16 protein-coding genes are annotated in these 17,242 nt (G+C 62.6%); 3 read left to right on the top strand and 13 right to left on the bottom strand.

The genetic code is table 11. From position 1 onward, the window contains the following. Window positions 1-78: 78 nt before the first annotated feature. From rfaD to LOY53_RS12740, 6 genes are all read right to left on the bottom strand, one after another. Window positions 79-1,110, bottom strand: a complete 1,032-nt coding sequence (gene rfaD / locus LOY53_RS12765) for an ADP-glyceromanno-heptose 6-epimerase (protein WP_252824109.1) — start codon at window positions 1,108-1,110, stop codon at window positions 79-81. Between the two features lie 744 nt (window positions 1,111-1,854). Further along, window positions 1,855-2,292 (bottom strand): heme-binding protein, encoded by a 438-nt coding sequence (locus LOY53_RS12760; RefSeq protein WP_252824108.1) that lies wholly within the window; start codon window positions 2,290-2,292, stop codon window positions 1,855-1,857. Then, a complete protein-coding gene (locus tag LOY53_RS12755) occupies window positions 2,285-3,667 on the bottom strand; it encodes an amidohydrolase family protein (protein WP_252824107.1) in 1,383 nt (460 codons plus the stop codon). Before LOY53_RS12755 ends, LOY53_RS12760 begins: the two co-directional genes overlap by 8 nt. Window positions 3,668-3,775: 108 nt before the next feature. Beyond that, on the bottom strand, window positions 3,776-4,699 hold the full coding sequence (locus LOY53_RS12750; protein ID WP_258704119.1) for a LysR family transcriptional regulator: 924 nt from the start codon (window positions 4,697-4,699) through the stop codon (window positions 3,776-3,778). Beyond that, window positions 4,681-5,070, bottom strand: a complete 390-nt coding sequence (locus LOY53_RS12745; RefSeq protein WP_252824105.1) for a Rieske 2Fe-2S domain-containing protein — start codon at window positions 5,068-5,070, stop codon at window positions 4,681-4,683. Before LOY53_RS12745 ends, LOY53_RS12750 begins: the two co-directional genes overlap by 19 nt. A gap of 64 nt (window positions 5,071-5,134) precedes the next feature. Further along, the gene (locus tag LOY53_RS12740) at window positions 5,135-6,262 is read right to left on the bottom strand and encodes an FAD-dependent oxidoreductase (RefSeq protein WP_258704118.1); all 1,128 of its coding nucleotides are present in this window, start codon (window positions 6,260-6,262) and stop codon (window positions 5,135-5,137) included. 218 nt (window positions 6,263-6,480) lie between these two features. On the opposite strand from LOY53_RS12740, the gene LOY53_RS12735 reads away from it, so the two are divergent. From LOY53_RS12735 to LOY53_RS12725, 3 genes are all read left to right on the top strand, one after another. After that, a complete protein-coding gene (locus tag LOY53_RS12735) occupies window positions 6,481-7,404 on the top strand; it encodes a LysR family transcriptional regulator (protein ID WP_027593285.1) in 924 nt (307 codons plus the stop codon). Between the two features lie 353 nt (window positions 7,405-7,757). Next, the gene (locus LOY53_RS12730; protein WP_258704117.1) at window positions 7,758-8,915 is read left to right on the top strand and encodes a S9 family peptidase; all 1,158 of its coding nucleotides are present in this window, start codon (window positions 7,758-7,760) and stop codon (window positions 8,913-8,915) included. A gap of 22 nt (window positions 8,916-8,937) precedes the next feature. Beyond that, complete coding sequence (locus tag LOY53_RS12725) at window positions 8,938-9,873, top strand: VOC family protein (RefSeq protein ID WP_252824101.1); 936 nt, start codon at window positions 8,938-8,940, stop codon at window positions 9,871-9,873. Between the two features lie 124 nt (window positions 9,874-9,997). On the opposite strand, the gene LOY53_RS12720 is transcribed toward LOY53_RS12725, so the two are convergent. The 7 genes from LOY53_RS12720 to LOY53_RS12690 are packed head-to-tail and all read right to left on the bottom strand — an operon-like array spanning window position 9,998 to window position 17,241. Beyond that, window positions 9,998-11,005: a formylglycine-generating enzyme family protein gene (locus LOY53_RS12720; protein WP_252824099.1), complete on the bottom strand. Its 1,008-nt coding sequence runs from the start codon at window positions 11,003-11,005 to the stop codon at window positions 9,998-10,000. Beyond that, window positions 11,002-12,639 (bottom strand): arylsulfatase, encoded by a 1,638-nt coding sequence (locus tag LOY53_RS12715; protein WP_258704116.1) that lies wholly within the window; start codon window positions 12,637-12,639, stop codon window positions 11,002-11,004. The genes LOY53_RS12720 and LOY53_RS12715 overlap by 4 nt, the downstream gene beginning before the upstream one ends. An 18-nt stretch (window positions 12,640-12,657) precedes the next feature. Next, on the bottom strand, window positions 12,658-13,446 hold the full coding sequence (locus LOY53_RS12710; protein WP_099429316.1) for a cyclase family protein: 789 nt from the start codon (window positions 13,444-13,446) through the stop codon (window positions 12,658-12,660). An 11-nt stretch (window positions 13,447-13,457) separates the two neighbouring features. Next, window positions 13,458-14,438: an NAD-dependent epimerase/dehydratase family protein gene (locus tag LOY53_RS12705; protein ID WP_252824096.1), complete on the bottom strand. Its 981-nt coding sequence runs from the start codon at window positions 14,436-14,438 to the stop codon at window positions 13,458-13,460. Beyond that, the gene (locus LOY53_RS12700) at window positions 14,429-15,421 is read right to left on the bottom strand and encodes a fumarylacetoacetate hydrolase family protein (protein WP_252824095.1); all 993 of its coding nucleotides are present in this window, start codon (window positions 15,419-15,421) and stop codon (window positions 14,429-14,431) included. The genes LOY53_RS12705 and LOY53_RS12700 overlap by 10 nt, the downstream gene beginning before the upstream one ends. After that, window positions 15,418-15,990, bottom strand: a complete 573-nt coding sequence (locus LOY53_RS12695) for a cupin domain-containing protein (RefSeq protein WP_099429313.1) — start codon at window positions 15,988-15,990, stop codon at window positions 15,418-15,420. The genes LOY53_RS12700 and LOY53_RS12695 overlap by 4 nt, the downstream gene beginning before the upstream one ends. Before the next feature lie 45 nt (window positions 15,991-16,035). Then, window positions 16,036-17,241 carry an MFS transporter gene (locus LOY53_RS12690; RefSeq protein ID WP_252824094.1) on the bottom strand — a complete coding sequence of 402 codons (1,206 nt, stop codon included), beginning with the start codon at window positions 17,239-17,241 and terminating at the stop codon, window positions 16,036-16,038. Between the last annotated feature and the right edge of the window lies 1 nt (window position 17,242).

Here is a 17,242-nt window from a genome sequence, read left to right as displayed (position 1 = left end):
CAGGGCCCCGTTAGGCTGGTTTAAACATAACTACACTAAATGAATATTTAGCGTAGTTATGTTAAGAAGATGCGAATATCAAGCTGCCGTCGCTTGCCTGAAAGGAGCAGGCGGCGGGCTTTGCAGGCCTTGCAACCAATCACAATACAAACTTACACCTTGTTCGACCGTCAATGTTGCCGTCTTGTAACCAGCATGGCGTAAGCGATCCAGGTCGGCACAGGTGTAACACTGGTACTTGCCGCGCAAATGCTCAGGAAACTCACTGTATTCCAGAATGCCTTCCAGCAGGGCCATCTCCAAGGACAATGGGGGTAGCCCTTGGTATTTGCGTAATCGGTTGATCACTGCCAGCGCAACATCATTGAACGACTGGGCGCGTCCGCTACCCACATTGAAAATGCCGTTCAATTGCGGGTGATCAAGGAAGAATAAATTGACCCTGACCACGTCATCCACCGAGACGAAATCACGCAAATGGCTGCCGCTGGGGTAACCGCCGTAGCTGCCGAACAGGCTGACTTTTCCGCAGGCCTGGTACTGGCTGAAACAGTGCAGGGCCACCGACGCCATCGCGCCTTTATGCTGTTCATGGGGCCCGTAAACGTTGAAATAGCGTAATCCAACGACCTGACTGCGCCTAGCTGAGAACTGACTGCGCACATGCTGATCGAACAGGAATTTGGAATAGCCATAGACGTTCAATGGGCGCTCACAATCGCGCTGTTCACGAAAGTCCTGGCCAGCACCGTAGACTGCTGCCGATGAGGCGTACAGGAACGGAACCTGTTGGGCCTGGGCAATCTCCAGCAAGTCCCGGCTGTAGCGATAATTGTTGTCCATCATGAAACGGCCGTCGGCTTCGACGGTACTGGAACATGCGCCTTGGTGCAGAACCGCGCGTACGTTGCCAAATTGTCCGCGCCGAAACCGGTCTAGGAAGTCATCCTTGTCCAGGTAGTCCGCGATGTCACTGTCAGCCAGGTTGAGGAATTTGTCGCCTGCAGTCAGGTCGTCGACGGCGATGATCTCGGTTTGGTTGCGTTGATTGAGCGCCTGTACGAGGTTGCTACCGATGAATCCTGCGGCGCCGGTTACGATGATGGTCATGCCTGATCCCCATAAGGGTGCGGAGATCGGATTTTAGTAGAGGGAGTCTGCAGGGATGTTAACCAGGGTCAAAGGATGGGATGGTTTTCCGGCGTTAGGCTGGTTTCGAATCTGGGTATCCACGGGCGCTTGGGTTTGTACGAGAATGCGCATAATGCATATTATGTTAAATAAGGTATTTTGAGAAAGTGCTCATGCTGTAGTCCGCTTCCACTAACCCCCAGTCGGTTTTGCAAAATCCTCTGCTCGAAGGAAAAGTTGCCCTGTCACAAATCTCCGTTTCACCACCTGACGCAATGACGCGGCCGTTCATCCCATTGCCGATCTTTCCTCCCTACAGTCACTGGCGGCCTAAAAGCGCAACCAGTTTCCCCGGCAACCTCCAAGTCTCCGAGCGCCTGAGCAAAGTCAACAATCTGAGCCAGCCGTTCATTAGTACCTGGTACGCCGACCGGTTCATCAACTGGATCGCTCACAACTGCATCCGTTGAATTCCCAACGGCAATACAACACATGCATCTAGGGCTTGGATTGGCGCGGGCAGATTCTTGAATTCTTCGGGGTAACGCTGACGGCTCATGGCACCTCCTATTTGGGCCTCAATATGAGGCTTGGAGGTGCCTAGGAAACCCGGGGCGATTCAGACTGAAACTTTTTCAGATATCCGAGACTTAGCGCACCAAATAAGCGCATGAAATGAGAAAAGCCACCCAAGCCGCAGTGGCAAAAGTGGCCTTTTTCCTATCAACATGCCCCACTGTCGGGCATCAAGTTTGCCCCCAGCACGCCGGCAATCGCACAGCGTTCATCGTTGTCGGAGCTGTCACCGCTGATACCGATAGCGCCGATCACCTCCCCTGCCCCATTACGCACCAGCACCCCGCCGGGCACCGGAACCATGTTGCCACCGGCCAGGTCACTCAATGCATTGAAGAAGGCAGGAAGCGCGGCAGCACGACGGGCAAGTTCGCGGCCGCCAAAGCCCATGCCCAGCACTGATGCGGCCTTGCCCGACGCGATTTGCGGTCGCAGCAGGCTGGCGCGCTCGTCGCGTTTGAGCGCCAGCAGGTGACCGCCGGCATCCAGTACCGCAACACAAAGTGGCTGCAAGGCTAACCGCCGGCCCTCTGCCAGCGCAGTGTCGACCATCCGCGATGCCAGTTCCAGGGTGAGCTTATCCATGCCGGCCTACCTCCTGCTCAAGTGCAGGTGCGCTGCGCTTGCCCATTTCCACGGCCCGTTGCCGGGTGTGAAGCTCGGCCCATTTCACCGTGTTGAAGTCACTGACCTTGTAGGGATCGTAGCCCGGTACCTGGGCCTCCACGCGATGCCCGCCGAGGTACACCTCGCGTATGCGCTCGCGCTCCTGAAGAATCGAGACGTTCTGCAGGGGTGAGCCATCAACACAGATGAAGTCGGCGCGACGGCCCACCTCGATGGCGCCCACCTGCTGCGACACGGGCATCATCCGCGCGGCAACCGAGGTTGCCGCGCGCAATGCCTGGGCAGGGCTGAAACCCAACCAGTCGACAAAAATCTCGATTTCACGGGCGTGCCATTCACCGTAGGGAGTGATGGCGAAACCGCTGTCACTGCCGGTCATGAACGGCACACCGGCTTCCCGGGCGCGGCGCAAGTTGCGACAACCCACCTCGATCACACGGCGCTGCATCGCGGCGTAACCACAGCGGGTCGAAGGCTCGTAATCCTCGGCAAATTCGACGTTGTTGGCGAGCATGGTGAAGGTCGGAGCGAGGTGACTACCCGATTCGAGTATTGCCTCGATGCAGGCATCGTCCAGGAAAAAGCCGTGGAAGATGACGTCCACCCCCGCCTTCGCCGCATACAGCACCGCTTCGCGGCCATACGCATGCACGGCGACTTTTTTTCCAAGGCGGTGGATCTCCTCGACCATGGCGCGGGTCTCGTCCTGAGTGAACGCAGCGATATGTTCACCGTTGGGGCGCATGTGCGGGCCGTCCATAGCGATCTTGATCAGGTCCACGCCGTCCTTGGCCTGGCGACGGATTTCCGCAATTTGCTCGTCGCGGGTAGCGCACAGGCGGCCAGAGAAATACTCAGGCGTACCGACCCAACTGGGGAACCAATCGTTCAGGCTCTGCCGGTTGGCGATTACATTGCTGCTGGCGGCAATGCGTGGGCCAGTGAACATACCGGCATTGATAGCGTTGCGTATGGCAATGCTGCAATGCCCGGCGTCACCCGGCACCACCACCGAGGTGTAGCCGGCGGCCAGTACATGCTGGGTAAAAAATAGACCGCGCAAGGCGCGAAATTCCGGCGAGACGTGCAGGTCGATGTCTTCCTCACTCTTGGCGTTGCCGAACACCAGATGGGTATGGACATCCACCAGGCCGGGCATGACGAAGTGTCCGCCAGTGTCAATCACGCGTTCGCCAGGCAATGGCTGCGGAGCGGTCTGACGAGGGCCGACATGGGTGAACACACCCTTTTCGATGATCAGCACCTGGTCGTGGCGGGCCTGGTCCTCAAGGCCAGTAAAGAGGGTTTCACAGTGAACGTGAAGTCTGGGCATGGCGGGCTGTCCTGTTGTTGTCGTACCGACACGGTATTGGGCAGCCAATGCCTGAGGAAGTGATGTTTGCTGCTGGCCGGCCATGACAGAAATTGATAGCCGCCGTGGTCAGCCCGCCACCTCCGCCAACAACTGGCGCAGCCAGACCAGCGCCGGGTCACTGTCCTGGTAGGCGTGCCATTGCATGACCTGCAGAGTGGCGGGAATGGCTAGTGGTGGTGGTAGCAGGCGCAGAGGAAATCGCTGTGCGTAGAGGTGCGCCAGGCGACTGTGCAGGGTCGATAGGCAGGGGCCGCCAACGATGAATTCCGGTATCAACGCGAACTGGTCCACAGCCACAGCCACCCGCCGCGCCAGCCCCTGGCTTGCGATAAATTCCGCTTCCATGCTGCCCTGGGCGCCTGCGCCGGTCTCGCGGACCACATGTGGCGCTGCCAAGTAATGCTCCAGCGTGAGGCCGTCCATCAGGGCGCAGTTATCCCTGCAGGCAATGACGCTGAAGCTGTCTTCGAACAACGGTTGTTGCGGATGACGCGCCGAGCCATGGGCAAGCGGCAGGATCACCAGGTCGCAGTGCCGGTGCTCCAGGGCCTCATCCACCAGGCTGCCGGGCTCGGCACCGCGCAGCGGCAGCAGCGTGAGAAGTTGCAAGTCGACCTGGGGCGCAAGGCTGGCCAACCGTCGCATCAGCGCCGGCATGAGCACCGCGATCACATAATCCGACGCAATGATGCGGAACTTGCGGCGCGCCGCGCCCGGGTCGAAGCTTGCATTGGCGAAGGCAATGCCCCGCGCGTTTTCCAGTACCTGGTCGATACGTGGGTGCAGTGACTGCATCAGCGCCGTGGGCAGCATGGCGCCGCCCACGAGGACAAACAGCGGATCGTTAAAATGCTCCCGCAGGCGACCCAGGGCCGCGCTGACCGCTGACTGGGTCAGGTGCACGCGCACCGCGGCGCGCGTGACGTGCTGCTCGACAAACAAAGCGTCCAGCACCACCAGCAGGTTCAGGTCTAGTCCATGGAAGCGCACGCAATAGCCTCATCGTTTGCCCGAGGGCCACCCTCCTCCAGCCATACGTTTCCCGAAACGTCGACCTTTACCCTCAGTGCTTGCAGCGACTGGCCCTGACAGGGGCCGAGCACGCAGAAGCCGTTGTCAGGCTGAAACAGCGCACCATGAGCAAAGCAGACGATGTGCCGGCCATCGCCAGACATGAAGCGGTCCTTGCGGTACTGCATGGCCACGTCCAGGTGCGGGCACAGGTTTCGATAGACACGCACCTGGCCACGCCAGCGCAACGCAAGCACGGTGTCACGCCCCTGGGCCCAGGGGTCGAACCCATGTGCAAGGCCTTCCTGCAACTGGTCGTCGCGGCAGAGCAATGTCAAATCCTGGGACACAGAGACCTCGATAACTCAGGGGGTGAGCGCGTAAACACCGGAATCGCCGCCACGGCTAGCAGTTTCAGATCGGTTCGGCGGTCAGCTTGAGCATCGCCTTGGTCAGTCCGATGCGATCGAACGTCGCGTCACGGGCCATTTCCCTCTCCCCGGCCGTGATCGAGTTCTCGCTGATGTACTTGCAGCGCTCAAAGCGGCGCGTCATGAAACGCTCAAGCCGCTCCTCCACCGAACCGCTGCCGCACAGCTCCAGGCTCAGAACCAGCGCGTCTTCGATTGCCATCCCGGCGCCCTGCCCCAAATGTGGCGTGGTTGCATGAGCCGCGTCGCCAATCAGCAGCACACGGCCTTTGAACCAAGGTTCGTTGACGAACACCACTTCCATGGGTTTATAGACCACCTGGCTGCTGTCGGTAATCTGCTCGCGCAGCTCGCCCACTAGGCCTGCGATCTTACTGATGCGGTCACGCATCAGTTCGGCCAACTGTGCCGGCTCATAGCGGGGGTTACCCGGCTCGTGGGAGGTGGAGAACATGTACATCAGCTCGTCGGACAGCGGTACCAGGCCGGCGTTGCCCTCAGCGCCGACATAGCTCGCCAGATGATCAATGGAAGGATGTCGAGGAAAGTTGTAGCGCCACACGGCCTGCCCGGTGAAACGCGGCTTGTAGGTGTCGCCCAAGAGCATGCCGCGAATCTTCGAGTAAACGCCGTCCGCCCCCACAACCAAGTCGTAGCGAGCAGCGCTGCCATCGGTGAAGCTCACATCCACGCCGGCCGCGTCTTGTTGGAAGGATTCTACCGACAAGCCAAGGCGTACCTGGGTGCCAAGGTCGATCGCAGTGGTGCTCAGCACCTGGTGCAGAGACAGGCGCGAGATACCGACGTTGGCGGGATACTCCGGGCCGGCCAGGCGTTGGCCTGGGATGCGCACCAGGGCATTGCCCTGCAGATCGTAGATGCCGACGTCCTCGAAGGCGTAGGCCGCTTCGAGGTAGCCTTCGAGCACGCCGAGGCGGGCCATCTCTCGCACCACGTTGCTCTGCTGAATGATGCCGACACCATAGACGGTCCACTCGGACTTGATTTCCACCAGGTCCACCGCGATGCCCTGGCGGCGCAATGCGATGGCCGCGCAGAGGCCACCAATCCCGCCGCCGACTACGAGTACCTTGCTGATATCGCTGCTCATGGATGAATCCTTGTTCTTGTTGTGGGAGCGCAGGGTCGATCGCGAGCGTGACAACCCGAGCATTAACAGTGTTTTGACCGGGACCACGCCAGCGCGGCTGGATAGCACGACAACAGAGAGGCCCTAGGAGCACAGGCTAGGAAGGCAGGAACAATTTGACTAATCGTTAGTCGGGATGCAGGGTATCGCGAAAATAAATACAACAAGAGATGCCCGTGATGCGCTTTAAACACCTGGATTTGAACCTCCTGGTGGCGCTGGATGTACTGCTCGAAGAGCAGAACATCACCCGTGCCGCCGCCCGCCTGCACATGACCCAATCGGCCACCAGCGGTGTGCTCGGACGCCTGCGGACCTACTTCGAAGATGACCTGCTAGTGCAGGTGGGCCGCAAGATGATGCCCACCCCACTGGCAAAGGAACTGGCATTACCGGTTCGCGACGTATTGCTGAAAATCCAGACCTCCATCACCGCCAAACCAGTGCACGACATCTCCGAGAGTAAACGTCACTTCCGCATCATGGCCTCGGACTACCTGATCAGCGTGCTGTTCGCCGAGGCGATTCGCGAGATCAACCACGAAGCCCCGAACATCACCTTCGAACTCATCAGCCCCGGCCAGACCGCCATGGAAATGCTCATGCGCGGCGAAGTGGACCTGATGATCGCGCCAGAGCACTTCATCGTTAAGGAGCACCCCTCACAGCTCTTGTTCGACGAACAGCACGTCTGCGTGGTGTGCGCCGAGAACCACAGCATCGGCGAGCGCCTGACACTGGAACGCTACCTTGAGCTGGGCCATGTCGGCGTCGCCTTCGGGCGCAGCCGTACGCCCGGCATAGAGGAGTGGTTCATGAGCCAATACGGCTGCAAACGCCGCGTGGAAGTCATCACCCACGACTTCAATACCTTGGCGCAACTGGTCATTGGGACCCAACGCATCGCCACCATGCACAGCCGCCTGGCACGGCTTTATGCACGCAACCTGCCGCTGCGCATCTTACCGCCGCCGGTGGAGCTGCCGGCCATGCAGGAATACATGAGTTGGCACCGCAGCCTGGACCGTGACCCCATGCTGCGCTGGCTGCGCGAAAAGCTGACGGAGATGGTCAGCCGCCCAGAGTCTGCCGTTACCGCTTGAGCCCCTCGGCATCCGGGGTCCCGCTACAGCCCCATCCCGGATGCGCCAACCAAACGATACTGGCGATGCGTGCCCTCAGCGTTCGCCATGCCCGCCGTCACGGCGGCATGCCAGGTATCTCGCAATACGATAGCTGGCATCCGAACAAGCGATTTGTCCAATCCTTTGGCCCATGCGAGCTTGCGCAAGCTGCCCCAAGGGGCGGCCGACGCCCGCGCCACTGCCTGATGCGGGAGCGTTCACACCGGGTTGCCCGACTTGAGCCCTGCCGATCTGCGAACAGCGCCTCGGGCGATAGCCCTCGCTGTGCAGGGTCGATGGCGGCCAGGACCAGAAGAAGGAAAAACAACAATATGTTCCGCTATTTCCCCACCAACTACGTTTGGAACCTCTCGGTAAACCTCGCTATCGAGATGGGCGCGCGCATCGGTGAAATCGTCGAAATGTGCGAACCGCTTCAGGAAGCCGCCAAGCAACCTGACGCCGCCGGAACCCGCGCCTTTCGAGAAGCCTGGTCGAAGACCGCCGACAAACTCTGTGACCTGGCCCGCGAGGACGAAGAGAAAGGCCGCCTGCTTTCGGCCGGCGAAAAGTACAACCGTGCCGCAACCTACTACCTCACAGGTGAACGGCTTCAAGCTCACGGCGCCCCAGGTCGCATGGAGCTTTACCAACGCTTCCTCGACACCTTCGCCCGCGGCATCGCGCTCTCCGGCGAGAACTGCGAGCGGGTCGAGATCCCCTATGAGGGCAAAGTCATTTCCGGGCTATTCATCCGTGCCGAAGGCGTACAGGGGCCGGCGCCTCTACTGCTGCAACTCAACGGCCTGGACTCCACGAAAGAAATGAAATACCGGGTTGGCCTGCCGGCCTGGCTCGCCAAGCGGGGCGTGTCATCGCTGGTGATCGACCAGCCGGGCACCGGCGAAGCGCTGCGCCTGCACGACCTGAAAGCCCGTTATGACGCCGAGCATTGGGGCAGCCGCGTGTTCGACTGGCTGGAAACCCGTGCGGATGTGGACCCCAAGCGCATCGGCTGCGAAGGCGTGTCGCTGGGCGGCTACTACTGCCCGCGTGTGGTGGCTTTCGAGCCGCGCTTTGCCTGTGGCGTGGTGTGGGGCGCCAACCACGACTGGCGCGACGTGCAAAAGCGCCGCCTGGAACGCGAAGGCAGCTTCCCGGTGCCGCATTACTGGGAGCACGTGCGCTGGGTGTGGGGCGGCGAAAACATCGACGAATTCATGACCATCGCCGAAAACGTCCACCTGGACGGCGTGGTGGAGCGGATCAAGGTGCCGTTCCTGGTCACCCATGGCGAGCAGGACTCACAGATCCCGCTCAAATGGGCCCACCGTACCTACGAACAACTGGTCAATAGCCCCAAGCGCGAACTGAAGATCTTCACCCCGCGCGAAGGCGGTGTGCAGCACTCCAGCTTCGATAACTCCATTAACGCCGGCCAGTACATCGCCGACTGGGTCGCCGAAAACCTCGGTGGTCGTACCGCCTGATAGACAAGAAGAGAAACCGACCATGAAGATCATCGGACCTGATTACCTTGTGTTCGGCGTCGACAACGTCGACGCCTGCGTGCAATACCTCACCGACTACGGTTTGAAGCCGGGCAAGCTGGACGAAGCCGGCGGCTACCTCGAGGCCCTGGACGGCACCGGCATTGAAATTCGCCACCGCGACGACCCACGCCTGCCCAAGGCCATGGAGACCGCGAACACCCTGCGCGAAACCGTTTACGGCGTAGCCGACGAAGCCACCCTGCAGGCCATCGAGGCCGAACTTTCCAAGGACCGCACCGTTGTGCGTGGGGAGGACGGCGTTTTGCGGGTGGTGGACGACATGGGCTTCGCCCTGGGTTTTCGCATCACCCTGCGCCGCCCGTTGGCAATGCCCGGCGAGATAAGCAACGCCCCAGGCGCGGAGCTGGGCCGCGCCATCAACTCGCTGGGCGCCAGCGACGACATGCCGGCTTTGCCACGCAGCCTGTCGCATGTGGTCTATTTCGTGCCTGACCAGGCCAAGGCAGAAGCGTTCTACACCCGCCTGGGCTTTGTCTGCACCGACCGCTTCGTCGACACCGGCCCCTTCCTGCGCCCGGCTGGAACCCAGGACCACCACACCCTGTTCCTGATCCAGACGCCGCCGTTCATGAAAGGTATTGAACACTTTACCTTCCACATGGGTGGCCCAACCGAGGTGATGATTGCCGGTACCCGCTTCGTCGAGAAAGGCTATGAGTCGTTCTGGGGGCCAGGGCGTCACCAGCTGGGGTCCAACTGGTTCTGGTACTTCAACAGCCCCATGGGCTGCCACGTGGAATACGACGCCGACATGGACCTGCATGACGAGCGCTGGACCGCGCGGGTTGCAGCGCCCGGTGCCGATAACTCGCAGTACTTCCTCTTCCACTACCAGGAAAAATGGGCCCCTGGCGGCCCGCCACCCAAACATTGAGGGTGGGTGGCTCCACGAACGCTGACACGCCGTGAGCGGGTCGCCCCCTATACCCTGGGGCGACCCGCTCTTCGTTTCCCGGCAAACCGGTTGGCGAGGGGTCATTCAGACTGCTTGTACTACCCTACCACTCCGAGTGGGTCAAGGTTGTTGGCGGGATACGGCGAATGGTGCGAAAGCCCACATGAGAGGTCGCCAGGTCCGCATCCTGGCGCTCACGTGCCGCCGTGCGATAGCGGGCGCAATAGGACGCGGCGCAAAGGTAGGAGCCACCCTTGATGACCTGGGGACGCGACGGTGCAAGCGCGCTACGCAATTGGCTCGGATCGCCATTGGCGTGGCTGATCAGAGGCCCCCATTGGGCATCTGCCGTCCATTCCCAAACGTTGCCGATCATGTCGAACAGCCCAGCGGCGTTGGCGGCAAAACAGCCCACTGGGGCAACGCCAGCGAAACCGTCCTCGGCTGCGTCATGCACGGGGAACACGCCCTGCCAGTAATTTGCGGCGGGCTGGCCGTTGCTGTCGCGTGGTTCCTCGCCGAGACGTTGCGAGGGGTCAACGCCGCGCGCTGCATATTCCCACTCGGCCTCGCTGGGAAGGTCGTTGCCGCGCCACTGTGCGTAGGCCTGGGCGTCCGCCAGGGTGACCAAGGTCACTGGGTACTGGTCCAGGTTGGCCAACGGCCCGTCCGGGCCCGATGGGTGGCGCCAGTCAGCCCCCCTTACGTAACGCCACCAAGGCAACGCCGACCCGTCGCTGGCCGTGTCCAGCGGTACGTGGAACAACGCGGCGCCACCGGAGCGCTCAGCCTCGGTGATGTAATGGGTAGCCTCGACAAAGGCGCCGAACTGCGCGCGGGTAACTTCGGTGCGATCGATCCAGAAGTCGCCGACGTGCACTGCGGCGAACGGTCGCTCATCCGGGTAACCCCCATCAGTGCCGGGGGTGAAGCGCCCGCCGCTGACGCGGACCATCCCGGCCAGCGGGTCGTTGCCCCAACCCGCCGGCAAGCCACCGTAGGCCTCGCAGCCGGCGACATTGCCCAAGGGCAGGCTGGTGGGCGGCCGCGCAGCTACCGTCGCCAGGGCCAGCACACTCAAGCAACCGACGACGATCAGCTGGCGCCTCATGGGGCCTTGGCCAGAGGCGGTGCAACCACTCCGACACGGCGGGCGTATTCCTGCCAGGCCTGCTGCAAGCGTTGCGTCGTTTCCGGCTGGCTGGCGGCGAGGTCGTGCTGCTCGCCGCGATCGTGCGACAGGTCGAACAACTGCCAACGCAACGGTGGCTGGGGCTGGCCCGGCATGCTCCAGGGCACCAGGCCAAGGAGTTTCAGGTTACCTTCGCGGTAATAGCGGCTGCCAAACAGCTCACCGGCCATTACCGGCTCAGCCCGGCCTTTGCCTTCGAGCATCGGCAGCATGGAGCGGCCGGTGATGGGATGCTTGGGCTGGCCTTGGTACTGGTCACCTGGGTCCGGCAGACCCGCCAGGGCGAGGAAGGTCGGCGCTAGGTCATCCACCCGTGCCACACCACGCTCCAGCCCCTGACGACGCAGGCTGGCCGGCAATTGTACGATGGCCGGCACGCTGATACCGCCTTCGGCGGTGCTGCCCTTGAACAGCCGCAGTGGCGCCGCGCTCACCTCTGCCCAGCGCAGCCCGTAGTCGATCTGCGACCCGCGTCGGCCGAGATTCTCCAGGCGGTTGTCGGTATTCGGCGCCGCGGGGTAGTACTGCTCGTGGCGTTCGCCAGCGGGGCCGTTGTCGGACATGAAAACGATCAAGGTGTTGTCCATCTGGCCGCTGGTCTGCAGGTATTCCAGCAGGCGACCGACGTTGTGGTCGAGGTTGTCCACCATCGCGGCGTAGATCTCCATCTTGCGCGCCTCGATGCGCTTGCGCTGGGGGTCCAGTTGGTCCCAGCCAGGCAACTGCGGGGTGACCGGCAGCGGCGCGGCGCTCTGGAAGTCGGCAGGCAGCAGGCCTTTTTCTTTCATGCGCTCGATTCGCGCCTGGCGAACCGCGTCGTAGCCGCCGTCGTAGCGACCGCGGTATTTACCCAGGTAAGCCTGCGGTGCTTGCAACGGCCAGTGTGGCGAGGTGTAAGCCGCATACGCGAAGAAGGGTTTGCCACTGCCCTGCCCCGCCTTCAGGTACGCCAGCAACTTGTCGGTATAGAAGTCCGTGGAGTAGAAGTCATCCGGAAGCTCCACTGGCTTGCCATTCTCGCGGTAAGCGAGTTGTTCGATCTTCGCGGTCGAGCCAGGGGCGGGCTTGAAGTGCACCCCACCCCCTTCGAGCAGAGTGAAAGACTGCTCGAAGCCACGACGGTCCGGGCCCTGCTCCGGGGCCAGGCCCAAGTGCCACTTGCCGACCATGGCGGTACGGTAACCACCATCGCGCAACAGGCCGGCGATGGAGTGCGCCTGTTGGTTGAGGTAGCCCTCATAGCCTGGCTTGCCTCGCTGGAATGGCTGCATCCCTTCGGCCATGGTACCCAGCCCGGCCAGGTGGTTGTCGGTGCCGGACATCAGCATGGATCGGGTCGGCGAACAGGTCGGCGCAGCGTACATGTTGGTCAGTTGCAGACCGCTGGCCGCCAGGTGATCGAGGCTCGGTGTGGCAATTTCACCACCGAAGGCGCCGAGGTCGGAGTAGCCCAGGTCATCGGCCACGATCAGCAATATATTGGGGCGCTCGGCCGCGCCGGCGATCACTGGCGCAAAGCACGCCAAGGCCGCCAGCAGTATGCGCAATCGCATGGGCAGTTGCTCCTGTTCTTATTCTTCGAAGATGGCCACGGCGCGGACGAAGCCGGCCGAGGCATGCTTGATCTTGTAAGGGAAGCAAGACACCAAAAAGCCGCTGGCCGGCAGGCTATCAAGGTTGGCCAGTTTCTCCATCTGGCCGTAGCCGATGTCGCGTCCAGCCTTGTGGCCTTCCCAGATGATCGACGCATCACCACTCGCGGCGAAGCGTTCGCGGGTGTACTTGAAGGGTGCGTCCCAGCTCCAAGCGTCGGTACCCACGACTCGCACGCCGCGCTCCAGCAGGTAGAGGGTGGCTTCACGGCCCATGCCGACGCCTGCTTCCAGATACCCCGGCTCGCCGAACAGGCTGCCGGCACGGGTGTTCACCAGCACGATGTCCAGCGGCTGCAACTCATGGCCGATACGCGAAAGCTCAGCGTGCACCTCGGCGCCAGTCACCACATGGCCATCGGGCAGGTGGCGAAAGTCCAGCTTCACTCCCGCTTGCAGGCACCACTCCAGCGGTAGCTCATCGATACCGAACGCCGGCTTGCCGCCGTCGGTGGTAGAGGCGTAGTGCCAAGGCGCATCCATGTGAGTGCCGCTGTGGGTGGTGATCGACAGGCGCTCTGCTGCCCACGACTCGTGCCCCGGCATCTGGTCCAGGGACAGGCCAGGGAACATGGCGGCCATTTCTGGCCAACCCTGCTGGTGGTCCATATAGTCGATCTTGGGCAGCAGCGGCGGCGGGTCAGTGTAGGGGTTGTTGTCCAGCGTTACCGAGAGGTCGACGAGGCGGCGTTTACGGGCAAGGGTCATGGCAGCAGGTCTCAAAGGGTTTGTAATGACGCGCGCGCATGGCGCGGGCGTTGGCTCAGGCTAAGGGCGTTACGCACCAGGGTTTGGGCAGAGCCATCGTGATGAAATCCCAGGGCTCGCGATTGCGGGGTACGCAAAGGCGGAAAGCGGCCGAACAAGGCCTCCAGGTCCGCGTTTGGCTGGTAGCTCACCAAGGCCCGACGGTCGTCGCCGAAGGCCTCGGCCAGAGCCTCGACCACTTGGTCCATGGCCAGGTGCAGCACTGGCAACTGCCACACCCGCTGAGGGCCGGGGTTTTGCAGTTCGGCGGCATGCAGCAGGTTGTCGACGCAGCAACGCGCCGACATCCACCAGGCGGTGGCCTGCGGCGATACCGGGCAGCAATAGTTTTCTCCAGCGGCAAGGGCGTGCATCAGGTCGCTCATGAAGGCCGAACGCAAGCCATTCTGCTCGCGGGGCCTTGCGACGATGCCCGGTAGCCGCAATGCGCGGCCATCTACCTCGCCACGGCGGGCGAGGTCATTGAGCTGGGTTTCCACCATGACCTTGTGCGCGCCATAAGACAGCGCCGGACGCGGCATCCTTTGCTCGTCCATGCGTGCCGGTAGTTGCGCGCCGTACACGGCCACGCTGCTGGCGTAGACCAGCACCGGTGGCCGCGCAGCGTTGCGCAACTGGTCGAGCAGTTCCAGGGTCGCCAGCAGATTCACCTGCCGGCCCAATGCATAGTGCTCCTCGGCTGCGCCGCCGGGGACGCTCACCAGATGGAACACGACATCCACGCCATCGGCCAGGGCGCGGCGTAACAGGGTCGATTCTGCGATGCTGCCGGCGAGCAAGCGCAGGCGCGGGTCAGAAGGAAAACCCTCCAGTTGCTGATCCAGTAACACCAGCGCTTCCAGCGGCTGGCCGCGCAGCTGGCCCCTATGCAGCAGTTGTTGCACCAGCAAGCGTCCAAGGAAACCGGCAGCTCCGGTAATCATCACGCGCATGGCGGGGCTGCCTGGACTACCTGCTGGTCGATGGCACCGAACAACGGCGAACCATCGCTGTTGCGGGCCTCCATGCGAATGCGGTGACCGAATTGCAGGAAGCCGGTGCGCGGCGCACCGTGTTCGATCATTTCAATGGCGCGGCGCTCGGAAATACACGCCGACCCCACGCTGCGGTCGGCATTGGAAACGGTGCCAGAGCCAATCACGCTGCCGGCGCCAAGGCGACGGGTCAGTGCGGCATGGGCGATCAACTGGTGGAAGCCGAAGTGCATGGCGCCGCCATGCGGGTGGCCAAACCACTGGCCGTTCCACTCCACGTTCAGCGGCAGGTGCACGCGACCGTCGCGCCAGGCATCTCCCAGCTCGTCTGGGGTAACTGCGACCGGGGCGAAGCTGGAGGAGGATTTGGCCTGGACGAAGCCGAAGCCGGTTTTCATTTCCCGTGGCGCCAACGCCCGCAGGCTGACGTCGTTGACCTGCAGTACCAAGCGAATATGCGCCAGTGCCTGCTCGGCCGTGCAGCCCATGGGCACCTCGTCCACCAGTACGGCGAACTCGCCTTCGAAGTCGATGCCATGGGCCTCGCTGGGCAGTGCAATGTCCTGCCGCGCGCCAAGGAAGTCGTCGCCGGCGCCCTGGTACATCAGCGGCGTGGACTCTACGCCTTCGATGGGCGCAAGGTTGAACGCGCGCTGCATCAGCTCGCCGTGGCTGAGGAAGCACGAGCCGTCCAGCCATTGCCAGGCACGCGGCAGCGGCGCCATCACGCGGTTGGGTTCGAAGTCGAAGGCGCCGGCGAGTTCACCTTTGTTAAGGGCATCGTAGCGGCCGCGCAAGTCGGCCTCCACGTTCGGCCAGTGATCCACGGCCGCTTGCAACGTGGGGGCGATATCGGCGGCGTCCACCGCACGCCTCAAGTCACAGGAAACCAGTAGCAGGCGGCCGTCGCGGCTGCCGTCGTCGAGTGTGGCAAGCTTCATTGCAGCATCTCCTTGAGTTCGGGGGCGTAACGGCCGTCAAGCAGGATGAAGACCATCCGCGCCATGTTCTCGGTGCGGTTGCTCCAGGCATGGTTGGTGCCGCGCTGGACCACGATGTCGCCGCGCTTGAGGTGGACTTCTTCGCCGTCGAGCACCAGCCATACCTCACCCTCGGTGACGAGGCCGTAGTCGAGGGTTTCGGTGCGGTGCATGAGCTTGTGCCTGGAGTCGGCCTTGCCAGTGCCTGCATGGGCTTGGCCGATCTCGGCGAAGGCCGCGGCGGCCTCCTCGGCGCTAACTTGGTTCTGCACGCTGTCCGGCGGGATATCCACCACACGGATCACACTGCCCTGGGCGCCGGGGGAAAGCTGCAGGGGCTTGTCGGTTGGGTCGGCGCCATTGTCCAGCAGCGCCGGGCTGACGCTGCTGTTCCAGACCTCATAGAACAAGGTGCCGGGCACCGCCTTGAGCGGGAAGTTGTTGGGCGTAGCGCCTGCCAGGGTGACCACGGCGCGGCCCTCGTTGTCGTGGCCGGTGACCACGCGCTGGAATGGGGGAAGTGCTTGCATGAAAACTCCTTCAATCAATTGCCGTCACGAGGGGCATGGCTACCTCTAGATGTGATCAGGCGTGGTTGTAGCGCCAGCGCCGCGCGAACGGAAACACTTCGCCAGCACCACGCAGGCGAGCGCCAGCAGCAACTGGGCGACAGCCACCACGGTCAGGGCGCCAGGCAATTGGGCGACCACGCCGCCATTAAGGCCCAGCACCACCAGAGGGCTGATGAACTCGCCGGCGAATAGGGCCGCGGTGAAGCCTCCGGTGGCGCGGCCGCGCTGGGTGAAATCGACCTGCCTCATCACCCCGGTGATCAGGGTCGGCAGCATCAATCCGATGCCCAGGCCATTGATCAGCACCGCAACCACCACCAGCGCTGGGTTGTCGGTGGTGGCCATCAGCAGCCCACCGCCCCCGGCTGTGGCGAAAGCCAGCAGCAGCAGGTGTTGCCGGCGCTGGGCGTTGAGCAGGCGGAAGCTCAGTGCACCGGCCAGCACGCCGAGCTGGTTGGCGCCCATGGTCATGCCGATCTGCTGGGGCGAATCGACGTGCAGCAAGGTGAGCAGGAAGCCGGCTTGCACCGGCACGATGAATAGGCTGATGCCCGCCAGTACGGTGAGCAGGTACAACGGCAAGAGCCTGCGCCACGGGAAGTCCTCAGCCTTGCCAGACAACGCCGCGGCTTCAGCGACCTTCGGCTCCCAGAGCAGCATTGCCATCAGCGGCAGGAGCAACAGGCCGGCGCCGTACAGCACGAAAGGCAGACGCCAGTCGTTTTGCCCAAGTGCGCCGCCCAAGGCGATGAACACTGCCGCCGAAAGCGAAGTGGCGACCATCTGCAGGGCGAACAGGCGCTCGCGCCGCCCGCCCTGGTAGTAGTCACCCATCAGCGTCGTGCAGCAGGTCATGATGCCAGCCTCCGCCAGGCCCAGGCCTGCACGGCTGATGACGATACCCAGCAGCGACTCAAGCCACAGCGGCAGCAGCCCGCAGAGGCTATAAAGCACCATCGATGCCAGTAACAGCGGCTTGCGCCCCAGGCGGTCGGCGATGACACCGGCAAACGGCGCCAGCAGCGCGATCACCAATGCAGGAATAGTCAGGCTGATGGGCACCAGCACTTCGGCGCCGGGTGTATCGGCAAAATGCGCCTGCATGCGCGGCAGTACCGGTGCCAGCAGCACCGCGCCCAGCACCGGCAAACAGCTGCCAAACAGTAGCAACAAGGATTGCGGCAAACCCGCCTGGCGCTCAGTGCTCATT

The organism is Pseudomonas sp. B21-031 (assembly GCF_024748985.1).
GTDB lineage: Bacteria > Pseudomonadota > Gammaproteobacteria > Pseudomonadales > Pseudomonadaceae > Aquipseudomonas > Aquipseudomonas kermanshahensis.
Note: the sequence above shows the minus strand (reverse complement) of the source record. Positions and strands in the feature narration are given on the sequence as shown.